Source organism: Acidovorax sp. sic0104 (assembly GCF_019219095.1).
Lineage (GTDB): Bacteria > Pseudomonadota > Gammaproteobacteria > Burkholderiales > Burkholderiaceae_C > Acidovorax.
In genome coordinates, this window is the sequence record NZ_JAHUWH010000001.1 from 458,889 (window position 1) to 477,872 (window position 18,984).

At 67.4% G+C, this 18,984-nt stretch carries 19 protein-coding genes; 8 read left to right on the top strand and 11 right to left on the bottom strand.

All coding sequences use genetic code 11. The features are described from left to right. Nucleotides 1-20 precede the first annotated feature (20 nt). The 3 genes from KW835_RS02115 to KW835_RS02125 all read left to right on the top strand — a co-directional run bounded on the left by KW835_RS02115 (nucleotide 21) and on the right by KW835_RS02125 (nucleotide 2,812). Nucleotides 21-629, top strand: coding sequence for a hypothetical protein (locus KW835_RS02115; protein WP_218380618.1), 609 nt, complete (start codon nucleotides 21-23; stop codon nucleotides 627-629). A 136-nt stretch (nucleotides 630-765) separates the two neighbouring features. Continuing rightward, nucleotides 766-2,124 carry a tetratricopeptide repeat protein gene (locus KW835_RS02120; protein ID WP_218380619.1) on the top strand — a complete coding sequence of 453 codons (1,359 nt, stop codon included), beginning with the start codon at nucleotides 766-768 and terminating at the stop codon, nucleotides 2,122-2,124. Next, nucleotides 2,117-2,812 (top strand): HEAT repeat domain-containing protein, encoded by a 696-nt coding sequence (locus KW835_RS02125; RefSeq protein WP_218380620.1) that lies wholly within the window; start codon nucleotides 2,117-2,119, stop codon nucleotides 2,810-2,812. The genes KW835_RS02120 and KW835_RS02125 overlap by 8 nt, the downstream gene beginning before the upstream one ends. Nucleotides 2,813-2,894: 82 nt before the next feature. Here the strand turns inward: KW835_RS02125 and KW835_RS02130 are convergent, their stop codons facing one another. Together KW835_RS02130 and KW835_RS02135 are read right to left on the bottom strand one after the other, a co-directional pair. After that, complete coding sequence (locus tag KW835_RS02130) at nucleotides 2,895-3,566, bottom strand: histidine phosphatase family protein (protein WP_218380621.1); 672 nt, start codon at nucleotides 3,564-3,566, stop codon at nucleotides 2,895-2,897. 125 nt (nucleotides 3,567-3,691) lie between these two features. Continuing rightward, complete coding sequence (locus tag KW835_RS02135; RefSeq protein ID WP_218380622.1) at nucleotides 3,692-3,916, bottom strand: hypothetical protein; 225 nt, start codon at nucleotides 3,914-3,916, stop codon at nucleotides 3,692-3,694. A gap of 191 nt (nucleotides 3,917-4,107) precedes the next feature. Between KW835_RS02135 and KW835_RS02140 the strand changes: the two genes are divergently transcribed. Genes KW835_RS02140 through KW835_RS02155 form a run of 4 tightly spaced genes read left to right on the top strand, consistent with a single transcriptional unit; the run spans nucleotide 4,108 to nucleotide 8,175 of the window. Continuing rightward, entirely contained in the window at nucleotides 4,108-4,767 is a 660-nt protein-coding gene (locus KW835_RS02140) for a biliverdin-producing heme oxygenase (RefSeq protein ID WP_339385481.1), read from the top strand. Beyond that, nucleotides 4,764-7,010, top strand: coding sequence for an ATP-binding protein (locus KW835_RS02145; RefSeq protein ID WP_218380623.1), 2,247 nt, complete (start codon nucleotides 4,764-4,766; stop codon nucleotides 7,008-7,010). Before KW835_RS02140 ends, KW835_RS02145 begins: the two co-directional genes overlap by 4 nt. 20 nt (nucleotides 7,011-7,030) lie before the next feature. Then, nucleotides 7,031-7,423, top strand: coding sequence for a response regulator (locus KW835_RS02150; protein WP_218380624.1), 393 nt, complete (start codon nucleotides 7,031-7,033; stop codon nucleotides 7,421-7,423). A gap of 47 nt (nucleotides 7,424-7,470) precedes the next feature. Further along, complete coding sequence (locus tag KW835_RS02155; protein ID WP_218380625.1) at nucleotides 7,471-8,175, top strand: hypothetical protein; 705 nt, start codon at nucleotides 7,471-7,473, stop codon at nucleotides 8,173-8,175. A gap of 86 nt (nucleotides 8,176-8,261) precedes the next feature. Here the strand turns inward: KW835_RS02155 and KW835_RS02160 are convergent, their stop codons facing one another. The 6 genes from KW835_RS02160 to KW835_RS02185 form a co-directional block, all read right to left on the bottom strand. Next, complete coding sequence (locus KW835_RS02160) at nucleotides 8,262-9,167, bottom strand: DUF429 domain-containing protein (protein ID WP_218380626.1); 906 nt, start codon at nucleotides 9,165-9,167, stop codon at nucleotides 8,262-8,264. 6 nt (nucleotides 9,168-9,173) lie between these two features. Continuing rightward, nucleotides 9,174-10,055 carry a DMT family transporter gene (locus KW835_RS02165; RefSeq protein WP_218380627.1) on the bottom strand — a complete coding sequence of 294 codons (882 nt, stop codon included), beginning with the start codon at nucleotides 10,053-10,055 and terminating at the stop codon, nucleotides 9,174-9,176. A gap of 206 nt (nucleotides 10,056-10,261) precedes the next feature. After that, a complete protein-coding gene (locus tag KW835_RS02170; RefSeq protein WP_218380628.1) occupies nucleotides 10,262-10,684 on the bottom strand; it encodes a BLUF domain-containing protein in 423 nt (140 codons plus the stop codon). 2 nt (nucleotides 10,685-10,686) lie between these two features. Beyond that, the gene (folE, locus tag KW835_RS02175; protein WP_218380629.1) at nucleotides 10,687-11,418 is read right to left on the bottom strand and encodes a GTP cyclohydrolase I; all 732 of its coding nucleotides are present in this window, start codon (nucleotides 11,416-11,418) and stop codon (nucleotides 10,687-10,689) included. 250 nt (nucleotides 11,419-11,668) lie between these two features. Beyond that, nucleotides 11,669-12,910, bottom strand: coding sequence for a cardiolipin synthase ClsB (gene clsB, locus KW835_RS02180; protein ID WP_218380630.1), 1,242 nt, complete (start codon nucleotides 12,908-12,910; stop codon nucleotides 11,669-11,671). A 142-nt stretch (nucleotides 12,911-13,052) separates the two neighbouring features. Beyond that, the gene (locus tag KW835_RS02185) at nucleotides 13,053-13,790 is read right to left on the bottom strand and encodes an endonuclease/exonuclease/phosphatase family protein (RefSeq protein ID WP_218380631.1); all 738 of its coding nucleotides are present in this window, start codon (nucleotides 13,788-13,790) and stop codon (nucleotides 13,053-13,055) included. A 116-nt stretch (nucleotides 13,791-13,906) separates the two neighbouring features. On the opposite strand from KW835_RS02185, the gene KW835_RS02190 reads away from it, so the two are divergent. Further along, on the top strand, nucleotides 13,907-15,667 hold the full coding sequence (locus tag KW835_RS02190; RefSeq protein WP_218380632.1) for a tetratricopeptide repeat-containing response regulator: 1,761 nt from the start codon (nucleotides 13,907-13,909) through the stop codon (nucleotides 15,665-15,667). A gap of 32 nt (nucleotides 15,668-15,699) precedes the next feature. Here KW835_RS02190 and nudB read toward each other — a convergent pair whose 3' ends face one another. The 3 genes from nudB to aspS form a co-directional block, all read right to left on the bottom strand. Next, on the bottom strand, nucleotides 15,700-16,185 hold the full coding sequence (gene nudB / locus KW835_RS02195; RefSeq protein ID WP_218380633.1) for a dihydroneopterin triphosphate diphosphatase: 486 nt from the start codon (nucleotides 16,183-16,185) through the stop codon (nucleotides 15,700-15,702). A 23-nt stretch (nucleotides 16,186-16,208) separates the two neighbouring features. Beyond that, nucleotides 16,209-17,027, bottom strand: coding sequence for a CsgG/HfaB family protein (locus tag KW835_RS02200; protein WP_218380634.1), 819 nt, complete (start codon nucleotides 17,025-17,027; stop codon nucleotides 16,209-16,211). Between the two features lie 148 nt (nucleotides 17,028-17,175). Next, nucleotides 17,176-18,978 (bottom strand): aspartate--tRNA ligase, encoded by a 1,803-nt coding sequence (gene aspS / locus KW835_RS02205; protein ID WP_218380635.1) that lies wholly within the window; start codon nucleotides 18,976-18,978, stop codon nucleotides 17,176-17,178. Nucleotides 18,979-18,984: the final 6 nt, after the last annotated feature.

Consider the following 18,984-nt stretch of genomic DNA (forward strand, 5'->3'; position numbering starts at 1 on the left):
ACACCTGACCACACCACCGCATGGACCTTCTCATCATGGCGATCCTGATTGCCACCGGCACCTTCATGCTCAACGCCAAGGAGCAGCGCAGGCGCATCGTGCTGCTGGGCAGCCACCTGGGCCACTACCAGATCGAAAAGCTGATGGAGGCCCTGACCGATGGCTACCTGCGTGCCCTGGGCGAGAGCACCGACGAGCGGCGCGACCAGATCTGGAGCCTGCTGAGCACCACCGAGCTGCAACTGAGCGAGCAGTTCAGCCGCTTCGCCGCCGACTTCGCCAAGGTGGGCGAGGAACAAACGCGGGTCAGCCGCCTGTCCATGGCTTTTCCCTTTGTCGAGAAGCTGCTGCCCGCGCTGACCTTCGACATGCGCAAGGCCCTGGCCATCCACGCACGCGGCATCGCGCACGTGGTGCAGAACACCGGCCACCTGTCGCCCAAGGACCGGGCCTACATGATGACGGCCGAGCTTTTCCTCATGCAGCACACCTGCCACTGGTTCTGCAAATCCAGGACCATTGCCACCGCCCGCATGCTGGCCCGCCACCAGACCCCGCACGAGCAGCTTGTCGCGTCCGTGTCGGCCGAGACGCGCAGCGCCTACAACACCCTGATCAAGGGCGGCTGATGCCAATGCGCCCCCACCCATGCAACCCGCCCGCGCTGAGCCTGCCGCAGCGCAGTGCAGGGCTTCGACAGGCTCAGCCCGAACGGTGAGCGGTGATGGGATGCGCATCCGAGCAATGGACCGCCACAATGCCTCCATGCAGCACACCCCATTGACCGACAGCCTGGGCAACCCGGTCACTCTGCGCAACGCCGCGAGCGCAGCAGCGCTGAACGACTTCGTGGAAGGCTTCATCGCCTGCGAAGCCCGCGCCGTGAACGTGCTGGGTGCGGCGCACGACACCAGCGCCATCGTGCAGGCCAGTTGCGCCGCGCTGCACATGTTTGCGGAGTCGGCCGACGCACCCAGCAATGCACGCCCCTTCATCGACCAGGCCCTTGCCAGCGCGCCACAGGCCAGCGAGCGCGAGCAGCGCTTCGTCGCCGCCGTCGCCGCCTGGGTGGACGGCGACCTGCCCCGCGCCATCGCCCTGCACGAAGAACAGGCCCGGCTGCACCCGCGCGACCTCGCATCGCTCAAGCTCGGCCAGTACCACTTGTTCAACCGCGGCGACTCGCCCGGCATGCTGCGCCTGGCGCTGCAGGCCCTGCCCGCCGCTGCCGACGTGCCCTACCTGCACGGCATGCTCGCCTTTGGCTGGGAGCAATGCCACCTGCTGGCCCAGGCCGAAGCCGCCGCACGCCACGCCGTCCACCTGTGCCGCAAGGAGCCCTGGGCCCACCACGCGCTGGCCCACGTGATGCTGACCCAGGGGCGCATCGCCGAAGGCTCGGATTTCCTCGCCAGCGTGAGCGACACCTGGACGGACCTGAACTCCTTCATGGTGACCCACAACTGGTGGCACCAGGCGCTCTTCCTGCTGGAGCAGGACCGCCACGCCGACGTGCTGGCGCTCTACGATCAGCAGGTCTGGGGCGTGGTCAAGGAATACACGCAGGACCAGATCAACGCCGTCTCGCTGCTGGCGCGGCTGGAACTGGCGGGCGTCAACGTGGGCGCCGCCCGCTGGGCCGATGTGGCCGACCACCTTGCGCTGCGCCTGTCCGACCACGTGCTGCCCTTCCTCGACCTGCAGTACCTCTACGGCCTGGCGCGCGCGGACCGCACCGAGCCCGCGCTCACCCTGCTGCGCAACATCCAGGCCCACGCCGCCACCCGCACGGAAGCGCACGAGCGCACGGTGTGGCAGCAGGTGTGCGTACCCGCCGCGCAGGGCCTGCTCGCACACGCGCAAGGAGACTGGGCCACGGCTGCGCAGCAACTGGGGCTCGCACTGCCAAGGCTCATCGAGATCGGCGGCAGCCACGCGCAGCGCGACCTGTTCCACCAGATCTGGCTGGATGCACTGCAGCGCAACGGGCAGTGGGCGGCGGTGCAGAACCTGCTGCAGCCGATGGTGAATGCGCAGCCCGAGTCGGTGCGGCTGGCGCGGCAGGCGGGGGTGGTGAATGGGGTGCTGGGGTTGCCGGCCCTCCGCACGGTGGAGCATGCCTGAGGCCCTGCCGCCATCGATGGCGGACGGTGACAACCCGGGGCGAATCAAGATTCGCAGCGAGGTCGCCAAATTTCGCGCGTGGGCGCAACAGTATCCGGCCGAGGATCGTTACGGCGAGTGGGAATGCGGCTACGAGGAGTGGGCCGAGCTCCACCGCTCCTTTGTCGACTGTCTGGACACGATGCTGCCTGCCGCAGACCTGTGTTGTGAGGTCGCGGACGACCTCGTCTATGCCATAGCCCGGGACAACGAAATCAGCTACCTCGCATCGCAGCTTGGTCAGCGGCCACTGCTGCTGTCGAAGCTGCTCCCATCCATCCTGGCCTGCGAGGAACCGGACGCCCGGTGGCAGACGGCGGCCCAACTCGGCAAGCATGTGCTCCCGTTTGCCACCGCCGAAAGTGCATTGCTCCAGTTGGTGGAAGACCAGGACGAATACGTGCGCCGCATCGCATTGCAAGCCCTGGGACGCATCGGCTCGCCGCATGCAGAACGGCTGTGCAGCCGGGCGTGGGAGTCCGGGCATGAATACCAGCGCATCATGGCGCTGTGGGTGCTCCTGACCATTGAATCGCGCCAACTTGGTCGCTACCTCGCGCTGGCGAAAGAAGACGGCCGCAAATACCTGTGCATGAACGCGGCCCGCATCGAAAGCGGGGACAGCCGGCCGGACTGGCTGGCTGACTGACTGAACAACTTCCGTCCGCGGCAAATCCGCAGCACGCTGGCCGAAGCGAGCCAGCCCGCAGGCTCAGCGCACGCCCGCTTCTCTACCGCACCACCAGCTTCTTCTGGTCATACACCGGCTGCGCAGGCAAGTCCGCCAGGTGCCGCACGTCCGCCCAGTCCAGCACCTCCACCGCATCCCCGTCCACCCGCACGCGGTTGAGCCCGGCGTTGGGGATGTCGCTCTGGCGCGGGCCGTCCAGGCCCGTGCCACGCGCGGTGCGCCAGATCATGTCGAGAACACCGCCGTGGGTCACAACCATGACTTTGCGGCCCTGATACTGCTGCGCGATGCGGCGCACGGCGTCCATCACGCGGGTGTGGAACTGGCGAGTGGTCTCGCCGCCGGGCATGCCGTAGTCGGCCTCGAAGCGCAGCCACTGGTTCCACGCATCGGCGTGTTCGACCTTGATGTCGTCCACCCGCTTGCCGTCCACGATGCCAAAGCTCTGCTCGCGCAGGCTGCTGTCGGTGAGGGTGTCGATGCGCAACTGCGGAAACAGCGCCTGCAGGGTGGGAGCGGCGGTTTCCTGCGTGCGGATGAGGTCGCTGCAGACCAGGTGGTGGGCCACCATCTTTTCAGTGGCCAGGCGCTCAGCCAGGCGGCGCGCCTGCTCATGGCCGGTGGCGTTGAGGGGAACATCCACGTGGCCCTGGAAGCGCAGTTCGCGGTTCCAGTCGGTCTCTCCGTGGCGGATCAGGATCAGTTCGGTCATGACACCATTATCGAATGTACACACAGCATCGCCGTCATTTTTTGCTCAAGCACATATGCAGCCTTCGTTGTTAGCTATGCTTTTCATAACAAAGTGTCACTGCCCGGCCCCAAGGTCTCAAGGCTTTACCGCATGGGGATGACCAGCACCTTGCGGCGTGGCTGGCAGCCTGGGCCCTCGTAGGCGGCGCTGTCGCGCTCCCAGCCCTGGCCGGGAGATGCTTGCGCGCACACCCGGGCGCCGTCCACCAGGCTGCGCCAGTAGTACCAAGGTGCGGGGGCGGCCTGGGCCGGTGCGGCCAACAGGCCGGCAAGGAGCAACAGGGCGGGTAGCGAGTGGAAAACAGGCATGCGAGGGGGCAGCGGCGGGTGTGTCTGCCCATCCTAAGCACGCCGCTGCAGGTTGATCCCCGGAAAAGCGGGGGCGCCGGGCGCTTGCGTGCCGCTGCGCAGCCATTCGCAGGGCGAATCATTAGAATCGTGGCCTGTGCAGCGCCGCCCCGTGGCCGATGCGATCCGCGACCCAACCGGTACTCCTGTTCGTGCCCTCCAGCCCTCCAGTCTCCGAACTGCCGCCCACGGCCTGCGCGGACCCCTTGCAGGCACTGCGCACTGCCACTGCCGCACAACATGCCCAGTTGGATGCCCAACTGGCTATTTCCCGACCCGATGCATCGCTGGCAGACTACGTCGCCCATGTCCATGCGCTGGCCGCCTGGCTGCAAGCCCTGTGGCCTCATCTGCAGATGCTGCAAGCGACGACCCCGGGATTTGACTTCACGCCACCGCAGCGGTTGGCGGCGCTGCAGGCCGATCTGCGCGAGCAGCCCCTTACTGCGGGTGGACCTGCGATCAGCTGGCCATTGCCCGGAGATGGCACCCTGCGCCTCGCCGCGCAGGCTCTGGCTGCCCACCCGGGACAGCTGCACGCAGTGTGCTGGGGGTTCGCCTACGTGGTCGAAGGCTCCCAGCTCGGCGGGCAGGTGCTGTACAGGCAGCTGGCGCAGCGGCTGGCGCCCCATCCGCTGCGCTACCTCCATGGCGACGGCGCCTCCACCGGAGCGCGCTGGAAGCTCTTCATCGCGTTGCTGCGCCAACACATCGCACCTCCCCCCGCTGTGGAGGCAGCGTGCCACGGCGCCCGGACTGCCTTCGCAGCGCTGCAAAGCCATTTTCTGGAGCCCGAAGGAATGCAGGAATGAACGCGGAATCTGCGGCCAGCGGCGCCGGCGCCTCGCGCCCCACCCTGGAGAACTGTGACCGGGAGCCCATCCACATCCCAGGCGCCATTCAGTCCCACGGCGCCTTGCTCGCAGTCGATTCGGGGGGCACCGTGCGGCATGCCAGCGCCAATCTCGGCGCCATGCTCGGTGGCTCGGTCGCACCGGGCCAGACGCTGCGCGACACGCCCCTGGTGGCCAGCCACGGCCTGCTGCGAGAGCTGCTCGACGAAGGCCTGGCCACGCTGGCCGGCATGGGGGATCTGCCCATGCCCGCCGAACTGGAGGCCGGCGGCCGCAGCTTCGACGTGGTGCTGCACCAGTCGCAAGACCTTCTGGTGATGGAGTTCGAAGCGCGCCAGGAATCCACCGATGCGCTGGCCGGCTTTGCCATGCAGGCCCACCGCGCGATGGAAAAACTGCGCCGCCCGCGCCCGTCCATCAACGACCTGCTGCAACTGGCCACACAGGAGCTGCGGGCATTGACCGGATTCGACCGCGTGATGGCCTATCGCTTTCGCCCCGACAGCAGCGGCGACGTGGTGGCCGAGTCGTGCGCGGACTTCCTGGATGCCTACCTGGGCCGGCGGTACCCCGCCAGCGACATTCCCGCGCAGGCCCGTGCGCTGTACGTGGCCAATACCCTGCGCCTCATCGCCGACGTGCGGGCTGCACCGGTGCCGCTGGTGCCGGCCGGCGGCGCGCCGCTGGACCTGAGCGCCAGCATCCTGCGCAGCGTCTCGCCGATCCACATCGAATACCTGAGCAACATGGGCGTGGGCGCGTCCATGAGCATCTCCATCGTCATCAACAACCGGCTGTGGGGCCTGCTGGCCTGCCACCACATGGGCCCGCGCCAGGTACCCTACAGCGTGCGCATGGCCTGCGATGTGATGGCACAGATGCTGGGCGCCAACATCCAGGCGGCCCTGGCCCGCAAGGATGCCGCGCGCCAGCAAAAGGTGAGCGAGTTGCGCATGCGCGTCATGGAGCAGGTGCTGCTTTCAGACGACGAATTCTCGGCCCTGTGTTCCCACGCCGCGGCGCTGGCGCACTCCATGGGCGCGGACGCCGTGATCGTCTCCGAGCACAGCAAGCTGTGCACCGAAGGCGGCGTGACCGACGACGCAGCCCGCGTACTGCTGCAGTGGCTGGATGGAACGCAAGGCGGCGGCTCGATCTACTCCACCCATTCCCTGCCGCTGGATGCGCCGGAAATCGGGCTGCAGCTGGCACCGTGGTGCGGCGCGCTGGCCCTGCCGCTGGACAGGAACCGCGGCAGTTGGCTGGTGTTCCTGCGCAAGGAGCAGATCGAAACCATCAACTGGGGCGGCAAGCCTGAAAAGGAAGTGCGCGCCGGCCCGCTCGGCCCACGCCTCACGCCGCGCGGCTCGTTCGAACTGTGGAAGGAGATCGTGCGATCCAAGTCCGAGCCCTGGGCTGCGGACGACCTGGACACGGCGGGCCAGTTGCTGGCCGAGCTGGTGCGCGCGCAGTCCGCCCGCCATGCCGAACTGAACGAAGCCCGGGCCCACCTGATGGCCGTGCTGGGCCACGACCTGCGCGACCCGCTGCACTCGATCAGCATGGCTGCGCGCGTGCTGGAGAAAAACAACGGCCTTGATGGCAACACCGGCAGGATCGGCCAGCGCATCCAGTCGTCCAGCAACCGCATGCAGCGCCTCGTAAGCCAGGTGATGGACATGTCCCGCCTGCAAAGCCGGCTGGGCCTGAACCTGCAGCTCAAGACCGTGGACCTGGTTCAGCTGCTCGCCGACCTGGTCGACGAGGCCCGCACCGCCCACCCGGGCACGCAGATCGAAAGCCGCTTGCCCGACCGCCTGCACGCGCAGGCCGACCCTGACCGCATCGCCCAGGTGGTCTCCAACCTCATCAGCAACGCCCGCCACCACGGCGATGCAGGCCAGCCCATCCAGGTGCACGCGCGCAGCACCGGACAAGGCCTGCTCATCGAGGTGCGCAACGTGGCGCCTCCCATCGACCCGGCGGTGTCGGCCAACCTGTTCACGCCGTTCAAGTCCTCGTCGTTGGGGAACGAACGCAACCGCTCCGGCCTGGGCCTGGGGCTGTACATCGCCCACCAGATCGCGCAGGGCCATGGCGGTACCATTGCCTACACACACCAGCCGCCGCACGTGGTGTTCACGGTACACCTGCCCCAGGCCGATGGCGGCGGCGCAGGCCCGGACAACGCCAGTTCGTAGAGCACCAGACGACGACAGACATGCCACTCGATATCCTCCTCGTTGACGACAACCGGGATGCCACGGAGCTTCTGGAGGAACTGCTCTCCATGGAAGGCCATGCCATCCGCACCGCAGCCACGGCCCAAGAGGCACTGGCCCTGGCACGGGCCCAGCCCGCGCAGGTCCTGCTCGTGGACCAGAACCTGCCGGACATGCAGGGCTCGGACCTTGTGCCCTTGCTGCGTGCGGCGGTGGCGGCCCATGGTGCCGGCCCATGTTTCGCGATTGCCATCACCGGGATGGCGTCCGGCGTCAGCGTGGGCGCGGAAGTCGGGCAGTTCGACTACGTGCTGGGCAAGCCGCTCGACTTCGACGCGTTCGATGCCGTGCTGGCGAAGTGCGCTGCGGCGCTGCAACCGCCCACCTTGTGACCCGTCCCTTCGCCGAGCCTCTGAACCTACCGAACACCCCTGCCGCTTTGCCTTCCAAGAAACACCCCCCCACGGCACCGGACCCCACGCAGGGTCTGGTCGATGCCGGCCTGCAGCACGCCATCCTGATGCGCGCGATTCCCGTGCTGCGGCACGATGTCGCGGGCCCGTTGTCGGTGATGCGCATGGGCACCATGCTGCTCAAACGCCGCCTGGCCAAGGGCGACATGACGCCGGAGCAGGCGGTGGAGCGGGTGGAGCAGATCGAGGAGCAGCTCGGCGAGATAGCCCACCACATACGGCGGCTGCGGCTGTGGGATCTGCAGATCAACGACCGCCACACCGTGCGCGCCCTGGTGGCTGAAGCCGTGGAGCTGGCCCGCCCGGCGCTGATGGTGCGCGGCACCGAGATGGAGCCGCTGCCGCCGCAGGTGCCCGGCTGGAACGAAGAGATGCAGGTGCCGCACACGCTGTTGTACGTGGTGCTGGGCGCCATCTACCATCTGGCCGAGCACACCAGCCCCCTGCCAGCCCACATCCACATAGAACCCGCGGGCATGCTCGGTGTGCGGGTGCGGGCAAGCGGCACGTCCACCGCGACGGCTCTGCTGGCCGACAACCCGGCGCAAGCGGGGCCGATGGCGCAGCCCCCTGCGATGGACATGGCCGCATTGCTGCAGCTGGCAAAGCCACTGAGCGTTGAGGTGCAGGCGGCGGGGTCCGAGATCACGGTCACACTGCCAAAGGCCTGAGATAGGCCTTGCTGGGCCCGGACAACCCGTTCGGGCTGAGCTTGTCGAAGCCTCGCGCGACCCCTCGACAATCCCGGCGCGAACTGTCAATCCTGCTTTTTCGAATGCCCATCGGACCGGGGCGCGCCTGCCGGCACCGGCATGGGCGTCGTCACGATCCAGCCTTCCAGCGCATCAAGTCCCGGTGGCAGCCCGTACAGCCCGTCGCCCTCGGCATGGCGCTGCTGCGCCCAGGCGGCCTGCAGCAGGCACAGCACGGCGTCCAGGCTGTCGCCGCTCGCATCATCCACCAATGCGTCACGCTGCGCATGGCTGAGCTTCAGGCGCAGGCCCAGGCGGGTCTGGCCCATCTCCAGCGCGTTCACCAGGTCCTTGCGGGCGATCAGCCGGTCGGTCGTTTGCTTGGCACGGTCGTCGCTCTTGTAGCTGCGCCGCTGCAGCACCTCGCGCGCGAGCAGACCAGGGTAGGCCTCCAGCGCCACGCGGCCCGGATCGCCCGCATGCAGGCCGGGCAGATGCACGCCCGCATCGATCAGCAGCGGCACGCCCGCATGCAGCATGTAGGCCACGGGCGGGTTCACCCATTTCATCGACGGGCTCGAGCCCGCCGGCCCATCGGTGGCGCGGTGCGCGAACTTGCCGCCCACGGGGCGCGCGTCGCAGAACGCCGCAAACTCCGCGCGGATCTGCTCGCGGCTCAGGCTGCGGTAGTGCTGCATGCAGCCGGGCCAGTCTGTGGGCCAGCCCAGCGCCTGCACGAGCTCACGCGGCAGGCCGAAAGGCAGGTCGAACCCGCCCACCCAGCCCCCCTCCTCCCTAGGCGGCTGTGCCAGCCATTGGCCGAAAGCCGCGAGCGTCTCGAAGCGCTCCAGCGCCTGCAACTGCACGCGCGCACCATGGCTGCGCCCCAGCGCCAGCACGATGGGTTTGCGGCGGCCGGGGCTGCTGGAGAAGTCGCAGCCGAGCAGCAGAGGGGCCGTAGGCTCCGCCATGCCGTGCTAGCCCAGCGCCAGGGCCGTGACGCCCGCAGCGATGCACAGAGCACCGCAGATGCGGGCGGCCCGGTCGCCCTCGCCCAGCAGGTGCCCGCCGATGAGCGCGGCGAACAGCATGGACACTTCGCGCGCTGGCGCCACGTGGGACATGGGCGCCTCGCGCATCGCATACAGCACCAGCACATAGGCCACGGGGCTCACCACCGCCACCAGCAGCGCAAAGCGCCACTGCGCCAGCCAGAGGGTGCGGGCGGTGGGCAGGTCACGCAGCACCACCGGCGCAAGCAGCGCCACGCGCACGAAGTTGCCCATGTAGTCCACAAGGATGGGTGACAGAAGCAGGATCTTGACGGCATAGCCATCCACCACCGTGTAGCTGGCAATGAATGCGCCTGTGAGCAGCCCGTAGGCAATGCCCTTGTGCACCCGCTCTCGCGCCGCAGGGTCGTGCGCCGCTCGCAGCAGGCCCGGACCGCCCGCGATGAGGAACACGCCGCCCACCACACCCACGATGCCCAAGGCGCCCAGCGCGGAGATGCGCTCGCCCAGCACGGTGATGGCCACCAGCGACGACAGCAGCGGCCCCGAGCCCCGCGCCAGCGGGTACACCACCGTCAGGTCGGCCACGCGGTAGCCCCGCAGCAAGATCACGAAATACGCCACATGCAGCAGCCCGCTGGCCGCCACGAAGCCCCATTCCACGGCGCCCCACAGCGGCACCGCGTCGCGCCCCAGGTACCACCCGAGCGGCGCCCAGAACAGCATCATCAACACCGAGGTGAAGAACGCGAACCGCGAATCTCCCCCGGCCTTCTTGGCCACGATGTTCCAGCACGCGTGGATGAGGCCGGCGAGGATGATGAGGGCGAAGGCAGTGAGCGTCACGAGTTACACATCCATTCAACGACAAAGGCCGCAGTGCATCGGCAACTGCGGCCCAAGGTATCTGGTCAGCAATAAATCAACAAAAAGTGGGAGTGATTGGCGTAGCGAGCGGCCTCAGCCTGGGTTGAGGAACGCAGCCGCACTCCCGTGCGGCGAGTACCGCAGACCCGGGATGTGGCCGCGCAGTAGCCAAGCACCCCAACTTTTCAGGCCCTGCCGATGATGGAGGCCGTGGCCATCAATTCTTCGAGCAGCGCAAACGACACCTTGCCCGACACCGCATACGGGTCCAGTTCGGGTTTCTCGGAGTACTTGAGCAAAATCGAATGGTTGATCTTGGACAGGTTGACCTGCCCCATGGTCCAGCCGCCGAAGCGCCGCTCCGAGATCTCTTCGTAGTGCAGCAGCTCCACGTTCTTGTGGCGCGGGTCCTTCTGGATGTGGCCGTACAGGTCGCTCACTGCGGAGCGCCCGCCCTCGATGGCCTGCAGGAACACGCCGCCGCCGTAGCACAGCACGCCGGTGATGCCGCAGCCCGGGTTGTGCTGGCGCGATTGCGTGAGGATGGCTTCGATGGCGGCGGGAGATGTGTCCACAGCGCGGCTGGCGTAAAGCAGACGTACGAGCATGGTCAGTTCTTTCCGGGGATGAGGGACAGGAATTCGCGGCGCAGCGCCGGGTCCTTGAGGAACACGCCGCGCATCACTGAGTTGATCATCTTGCTGTCCATCTCGCGCACACCGCGCCAGGACATGCAGAAGTGACTGGCCTCCATCACGATGGCCAGGCCGTCGGGCTGGGTCTTCTCCATGATGAGGTCGGCGAGCTGCACCACGGCCTCCTCCTGGATCTGGGGCCGGCCCATGACCCAGTCCACCAGGCGCGCGTACTTGGACAGGCCGATCACGTTGGTGTGCTCGTTGGGCATGACACCGATCCAGATCTTGCCGATGACCGGGCAAAAGTGGTGGCTGCACGCACTGCGCACAGTGATGGGGCCGACGATCATCAGCTCGTTCAGGTGCTCGGCGTTGGGAAACTCGGTGATGGGCGGCTGCGCCACGTAGCGGCCCTTGAATACCTCGTTCAGGTACATCTTGGCCACGCGGCGAGCGGTGTTGTGGGTGTTGTGGTCGCCCTCGGTGTTGATCACCATGCTGTCGAGCACGCCCTGCATCTTGGCCTCGACCTCGTCGAGCAGCTTCTCGAGCTCGCCGGGCTCGATGAACTCGGCAATGTTGTCGTTGGCATGAAAGCGCTTGCGGGCAGCAGCAAGGCGCTCGCGGATCTTGACGGAGACGGGCGTGCCTTCGTCATCCTGCGGAATGGGCGTCGTCATATCGGCGGCTGAAGGACTGGACATGGCCAGAATCGTAACAGCGAATGCCAGGCCGCAGATTTCAAAGGTTTTTGGCCTCTACCGCTTGATGGACAAGCGCCAATAGCTATCAAATAGATAGCGATACGCAGCGAGGCGCACTGGCCCTGCCGCGCTTTTCCCGCAGCACTCCAAAACTGGCGTGCCACCAACGCCAGTGCACCCGTGGAACCGGCTCTGCCGGGCCACCGGGTGCGTCCCCCTCCGGGGGAAGCGGCGCAGCCGCTCAGGGGGGCTAATAGTTTTTTCCGGTAATCCACAGCGCCAACCGCATCAGGCCGAACGCGATCCGGTCCAGCACGCGCTGGCGCAACGGGCGGCCCGCGTACCGCGCCGGGTCCATGCGGCGTCCTGCGTGCTGCATGGCGTCGACCAGGCGCTGGCGCAGGTCGGCGGCGAACGCGGCGTCTTCCACCACCACGTTGGCCTCGCGCGCCAGCAGCAGGCTCAGGGGGTCCAGGTTGGACGAGCCCACCGTGGCCCAGGGCCGCTCGCCCATCGCATCGACCACCGCCACCTTGGCATGCAGAAAGCTCGGCGCGTATTCATGGATTTCCACGCCCGCGTCCAGCAGCGCGCCATACACCGGGCGGGCCGCGTGGTACTGCATGAAGTATTCGTAGCGCCCCTGCAGCAGCAGCCGCACGCGCACGCCGCGGCGCGCCGCCATCACCAGCGCGCGGCGCAGCTTGCCGCCGGGCATGAAGTAGGCGTTGGCGATGATGACCTCGTGCCGAGCCGACCCGATGGCGCGGCGGTAGGCTTTTTCGATGCGGCTGCGATTGCGCACGTTGTCGCGCAGCAGCAGCGCGGCGCGCATGGGGGGCACCGCGCCGTCCGCCGCTTCGGCGGCATGCTTGGCTGCACTGGCTGCGCGCAGGGCCTGCAGCGCCTCGGGCAGGCGGCGCTCGCGGGCATCGCGCACGGCCTGCATGCGCCACCATAACTGGTCCATGGTCTCGCTGGCCGCCGTCACCAGGCTGCCGGTGGCCTGCACGGCAAAGTCAAAGCGCGGGGCATCCAGCCGGCCATGGTTCGGGTCGTGAAAATCGTCGAGCACGTTGATGCCACCGCAAAACAGCGTGCAGCCGTCCACCACGCAGAGCTTGCGGTGCAGCCGGCGCCAGCGGTGCGGAAGCAGCAGGCCCAGGGGCCCGAGCGGCGAGTACACGCGGTACTGCACGCCAGCGTTCTCCATGCGCTCGGCCCACTCCGGCGGCAGCGCGCCCGTGCCCACGCCGTCCACCACCAGTTGCGTGCGCACGCCGCGCTGCGCAGCCCGCATGAGCGCCTGGGCCACATCGGCGCCCGCACCGGTGAAGTCGAAGATGTAGGTCTCGAACTGGATGTCCGACAGCGCGGCATCCATGGCCTGGACCAAAGCGGGAAATAGCTCCTCGGCACCCTGCAGCAGGCGCACGCGGTGATCGTCAGAAAATTCCGTTCTTCTAGCCCGAAACATCAACTTCTTGCTCATCGCCCCCCCTTCCGTGCAACGGAACGCCAGCGATCGTGGAAAGTGGCGCGGCCCACGCCAGTGGCTCCGTGGAACTGGCTTCGCCAGGCCAAGGGCGACGTCCCCCTGCGGGGAAAGGCGCGAAGCGACTCAAGGGGGGCTTTCACAGCCTGAATTCAGCGATGAGCGGCAGGTGGTCGGACATGCGCCACCAGATGCGCCCGCGCGGTACGTTCAGCGAAAGCGGGGTGAGCCCGCGCACGTACACGTGGTCCAGTTGGGCCAGCGGCAGTCGAGCAGGGTAGGTGAAGGCGCGCGGCGCGTCGAACTCGTACAGCGAGAACCCCGCCAGCATGCGCTTGATCTGCAGGCCCCAATCGTTGAAGTCGCCAGCCACCACCACCGGCGCGCCGGAGGGCACCTCGCGTTCGATGAAGCGCTGCAGCCGCTCGATCTGGCGGACGCGGCTGCCCGGAATGAGCCCCAGGTGCACGACGATCACATGGATGCGGCGCCCGTGCGCATCCACCTCTACGTGCAGCAGGCCGCGCTGTTCGAAGCGGTGGTCGGAAATGTCCTCATGCTGGTGCCCGATCACGGGCCAGCGCGAAAGCAGGGCGTTGCCGTGTTCGCCATGCTTGGTGAAGGCGTTGGTGCGATAGACGGCCTCATAGCCTTCGGGAGCCAGGTATTCGGCCTGGGGCAGCTCGGGCCAGCGCTGGAAGTACGCGGCCTCTCGCCGGTGGAGCTTGCGCACTTCCTGCAGGCACACGATGTCGGCATCGAGTTGCTCCACCGCCAGTCCCAGGTTGTGGATCTCCAGCCGGCGCGTGGGGCCGACACCCTGCACACCCTTGTGAATGTTGTACGTGGCCACCCGCAGAATATCGTCGTGTTCCATGGCCTGATTGTGTCGCAAGCCGCATACGCTGCGGGTTTGTCCGACACCATGCCGATGCCCCCCGTCTTACACTTGGTTGCATACAACTTCCCGCCACGTTAGATCGGTACACACCCTTGGCTACCGAGAACGACCCCTCCGCCCCTGCCCCGGTCCTGGCGCTGATCGTCGACAGCAACGCCACCTCGCGCAGCATCCTGGTGGGCCAGTTGCGCGAGTACGGAGTGACCCGCATCGTGCAGTGCAGCCGCGTGCAGGACGCGCGCAGCCGGCTGGAACACACCGTGTTCGACTACGTGCTGTGCGACCAGTATTTCGGCGAGACAGGGTATTCGGGCCAGACCCTGCTGGACGATCTGCGGCGCGCGCAGCTGCTGCCGTTTTCCACCGTGTTCTTCATGGTTACCGCAGAGGCGTCCTACGCGGCGGTGGCCGAGGCCGCGGAGTCTGCGCTCGACGGCTATCTGCTCAAGCCCTTCACCCCGAGCGCGCTCTTCGAGCGCCTGAGCCTGGCGCGCCTGCGCAAGGTGCATTTGAAGCCCATCTTCGACGCCATTGAGGCCGAGGATTTCGAAAGCGCAGCGCGCCTGTGCGTGGAGCGGTTCGAGGCGCGCAAGCCCTACTGGCTGTATGCGGCGCGCATCGGCTCCGAACTGCTGCTGCGGCTGTCCCGCCACGACGAGGCGCGCACACTGTTCGAGGCCGTGATCGCCGCCCGCGCCCTGCCGTGGGCCAAGCTCGGCGTGGCACGCGCGCAGATCGAGTCGGGCCAGGCAGCGCGCGCCATCACCACCTTGCAGGAGCTCATCGGCGAGGACGCGTCCTTTGCCGATGCCTACGACGTACTGGGGCGCGCGCAGGTGGAGCTGGGCAACTTCGCGCAGGCCATAGAGACCTACCGCACGGCCAGCGGCCTCACGCCCGACTCCGTGGTGCGGCTGCAGAAGCTGGGGATGATGTCGTACTACATGGGCGACCGCGAGACCGCGACCAAGGTGCTGTCGCGGGCTGCCATCCTGGGCATCGACTCCAAGCTGTTCGACTTCCAGTCACTGGTGCTGCTCACGTTCGCGTACTTCGCGGAGAACGACCGCAAGGGCATCGAGCGCTGCATGGCCGACTTTGCCCGCGTGCTGGAGCGCCACCCCTCCAGTGTGCGCCTGCAGCGCTTTGCCAGCGTATCGCGCGCACTGCAGCTCATCCAACAGCGCCAGTTCTCGCAGGCCGTGGAGTCGGTGCGCAGCATGGCACGAGAGATCACCTCCAGCAGCTTCGATTTCGAGGCGGCCTGCAACCTGGGCAGCCTGCTGGCCGTGCTGGCGGCCACGTCCATCGACCTGTCCGAAGGCGACAGCTGGGTGCGGGCGCTGGGCATGCGCTATGCCAACACGCGCGGGCTGACCGAGCTGCTGGCCAATGCCTGCAACCTGCACGCCCCCTACAGCGACGCCGTGCGCGACTGCCTGCTGCAGGTGAACAAGACCGCCGAGGCCGCCATGGCACAAAGCCTGGCGGGCGATCCGGCAGGCGCCGTGTCGCAGCTGATGCAGCACGCCGGGCAGACGCTCAACTCCAAGCTGCTGGACATGTCCCAGCAAGTGCTGCTGCGCCACCGCGCCCGCATGGCCGAGCCCGACCCGCTGCAGGAGGCCATCGACGCGCTGCGCGCACGCGTGGGCTCCGCCCCGTCCCGCGCCACGCTGGGGCAGGACAGCGACCGCCGCCCCGGCGGCGTGGTGCTGCGCACGCGCGGCAACGCAGACGAGCCCTCGCGCATCGCCCCACCGCCGCGTGACAGCCTGACCTATGCGGTAGTGCCCGAAGATCCAGTGGATGTGGCAGACCCGGCGGACCCGCTGCGCCTGCGGCCTCCATGACCGTCCCCAGCCACTCTGCGAGCCGCGAGGGCCTACACAAAGCGCGGCAGCAGCAGGCAGGCTTCCGCGTTCGAGGAGGAAAAGCACCTGTCCGCCGCCTCGCGCCACGGCAGCCATTCAAAGGCCACGTGTTCGCGCGGACTGAGCGCTACCGGCGTGCCCTGCGGCACGCACAGCCCGAACACCCGCTCGCGGTTGAACACCACGCCCGGGGCATAGCGGTGGCGCCACTGCGGCCAGATGTCGTACACGTTCTCCAGATACCAGTCGCTCAGCACGCAGCCCGGTGCATTCACGTCCATGCCGGTCTCTTCCTGCACCTCGCGCGCCGCCGTGGCGTGCCACGGTTCATCCAGGCTGTCCTTGCTGCCAGTGACGCACTGCCAGTGCTCGCCCCCATCGGCGCGGCGCATCAGCAGCACATCGAGTGCCGGCGTGTGGATCACCACCAGAACAGATTCCGGGAGCTTGAAAGGGCGCAGTTCTGGCGACCCGTGTGGAGATGGCGGCGATGTCATGGTCCGGCACACCAGCCGCCGCGCTACGGCTTGCGCGTGGCCACCGGCGGCGGCAGTTCCTTGGCCTGCAGCAGTTGCACCTGGGTGACGAGCTTGTTGTGCGAGTCGAGGAAGGCGGCCGCGATCACCTTGCCTTCGTTCGTGTTGCTCCAGCCCGCGCCGCCTGCGCCGCCCATGCGCCCCCACAGCAGGCCCGCCGCGCCCAGGTCGGTGGTGCGCGCGGCACCGGTCGCGGCGGCCACCTGCTCGGTGGTTTCGTTGTCGGTGAGCAGCAAGGCCGTCTGCGCCTCCTTGAATTTGACCTGCTCGGCCAGGCCCGCCAGCCCGGCGATGTCGCGCAGCACCGGAATCATGGCGATCACCCCCGCAATGCTGCGGCCCGCGTCCTGCTCGCTGAAGGTGAGACTGGGGGTCAGGGTGTATTGCGCCTCGTAGCCCTTGCCCTTGGCCACGGTGGAGTTCTGGCGCAGGACGCCGGCGTCCTTGAGCTCCTGCTCCTTGATGGTGCCGCGCAGCCCGGCTGCACGGTCCACCACCCGAAAACACCCGCTTTGCTGAGCGATCAGCCGGATGAGCGGCACGGGCGAAGCGGGCAGGTTGTAGCTGCTGGAGACGGTGTAGCCGTTCGGGTTCTCTGCCAGCGCCAGCGTGGCCACCGGCTGCGGACACGTGGTGAGAGATTTGTCGGCCCCCTGCGCGCCCGCGGGTCCTGCGGAGCCGGACACCACCGAGCCACCCTCCCCCAGCTCGGTCTTCTTTTCGCCGCAGCCGGCGACCATCAGCGCTGCCAGGGCCATGCACAGACACAGGCTCGCAGGCGGAGTTTTCACGAAAGAACGCATGGGCATGCCTCGTAAGGGTTCGATGAGGGAGCGATGGATATGCGCGCTGGCTGGCACGAATAAAAAAGCGGCACCGGCCTCAGGCCGCTGCCGCTTTTTGTCAGTGCGCCCGGTCATGGAGGTGACAGGGGTGCGCCGTGCCGCCGGCTCAGGCCGCTTTGATGGCGTCCGGGTTGCGCAGGCGGATGTGCAGCTCGCGCAGCTGCTTTTCGTCCACGGGCGAAGGCGCCTGGGTCAGCAGGTCCTGTGCGCGCTGCGTCTTGGGGAAGGCGATCACGTCGCGGATCGACTCGGCGCCGGTCATCAGAGTGATCAAGCGGTCCAGGCCGAAGGCCAGGCCGCCGTGCGGGGGCGCGCCGTACTGCAGCGCGTCCAGCAGGTAGCCGAATTTCGCCTGCGCATCCTCGGCCGAGATCTTGAGCGCGGTGAACACCTTGCTCTGCACATCGGCGCGGTGGATACGGACCGAGCCGCCACCCAGCTCCCAGCCGTTGAGCACCATGTCGTAAGCCTTGGCCAGGCACTTGGCCGGGTCGGTGTCCATGAGGTCCTCGTGGCCATCCTTGGGGCTCGTGAAGGGGTGGTGCACGGCCGTCCAGCGGTCTTCTTCCTCGTCGTGCTCGAACATGGGGAAGTCCACCACCCACAGTGGCGCCCAGCGGTTCTCGAACAGGCCGTTCTTCTTGCCGAACTCGCTGTGGCCCACCTTCAGGCGCAGGGCGCCGATGGAGTCGTTGACGATCTTTTCCTTGTCTGCGCCGAAGAACAGCAGGTCGCCGTCCTGGGCGCCGGTGCGCTTGAGGATCTCTGCGATGGCCGCGTCGTGCAGGTTCTTGACGATGGGGGACTGCAGGCCCTCGCGACCGTTAGCCACTTCATTGACCTTGATCCAGGCCAGGCCCTTGGCGCCGTAGATCTTGACGAACTCGGTGTAGGCATCGATCTCGCCACGCGAGATCTGCGAGCCGCCCGGCACGCGCAGGGCCACCACGCGGCCACCCTTGGTGGTGGCGGGGGCGGAGAACACCTTGAAGTCCACGTCCTTCATGACTTCCGTCAGTTCGGTGAATTCCAGCTTCACACGCAGGTCGGGCTTGTCCGAGCCGAAGCGGAAAGCTGCCTCCTGGTACGTCATGATGGGGAACTCGCCCAGATCCACGCCCAGCTGGGTCTGGAACACCTCCGTGATCATGCGCTGGAAGATTGCGCGGATTTCCTCTTCGCCCAGGAACGAGGTTTCGCAGTCGATCTGCGTGAACTCGGGCTGGCGGTCAGCGCGCAGGTCTTCGTCTCGGAAGCATTTGGTGATCTGGTAGTAGCGGTCATAGCCGGCCACCATGAGCATCTGCTTGTACAGCTGGGGCGACTGGGGCAGAGCGAAGAACTGGCCGTCGTGCACGCGGCTGGGCACGAGGTAGTCGCGCGCGCCTTCGGGCGTGCTCTTGCCCAGCATGGGCGTCTCGATGTCGATGAAGCCTTCCTTGTCCAGGAAGTTGCGCACCTGGATGGCAGTCTTGTAGCGCAGCATCATGTTGCGCTGCATGTGCGGGCGGCGCAGGTCCATCACGCGGTGGGTAAGGCGCGTGGTCTCCGACAGGTTCTCGTCGTCCATCTGGAAGGGCGGCGTGACCGAGGGGTTGAGCACATTCAGCTCGTGGCACAGCACTTCGATCTGGCCGCTCTTGAGCTTGTCGTTGGTGGTGCCGTCCGGACGGGGGCGCACCAGGCCCACGACCTGCACGCAGAACTCGTTGCGCACGCCTTCGGCGGTCTTGAACATCTCGGCGCGGTCCGGGTCGCAGACCACTTGCACGTAGCCTTCGCGGTCGCGCAGGTCGATGAAGATCACGCCGCCATGGTCGCGGCGACGGTTCACCCAGCCCGACAGGGTGACGGTTTGGCCCATCAGGGCTTCGGTCACAAGACCGCAATAGTGGGAGCGCATGGCCATGGCAGA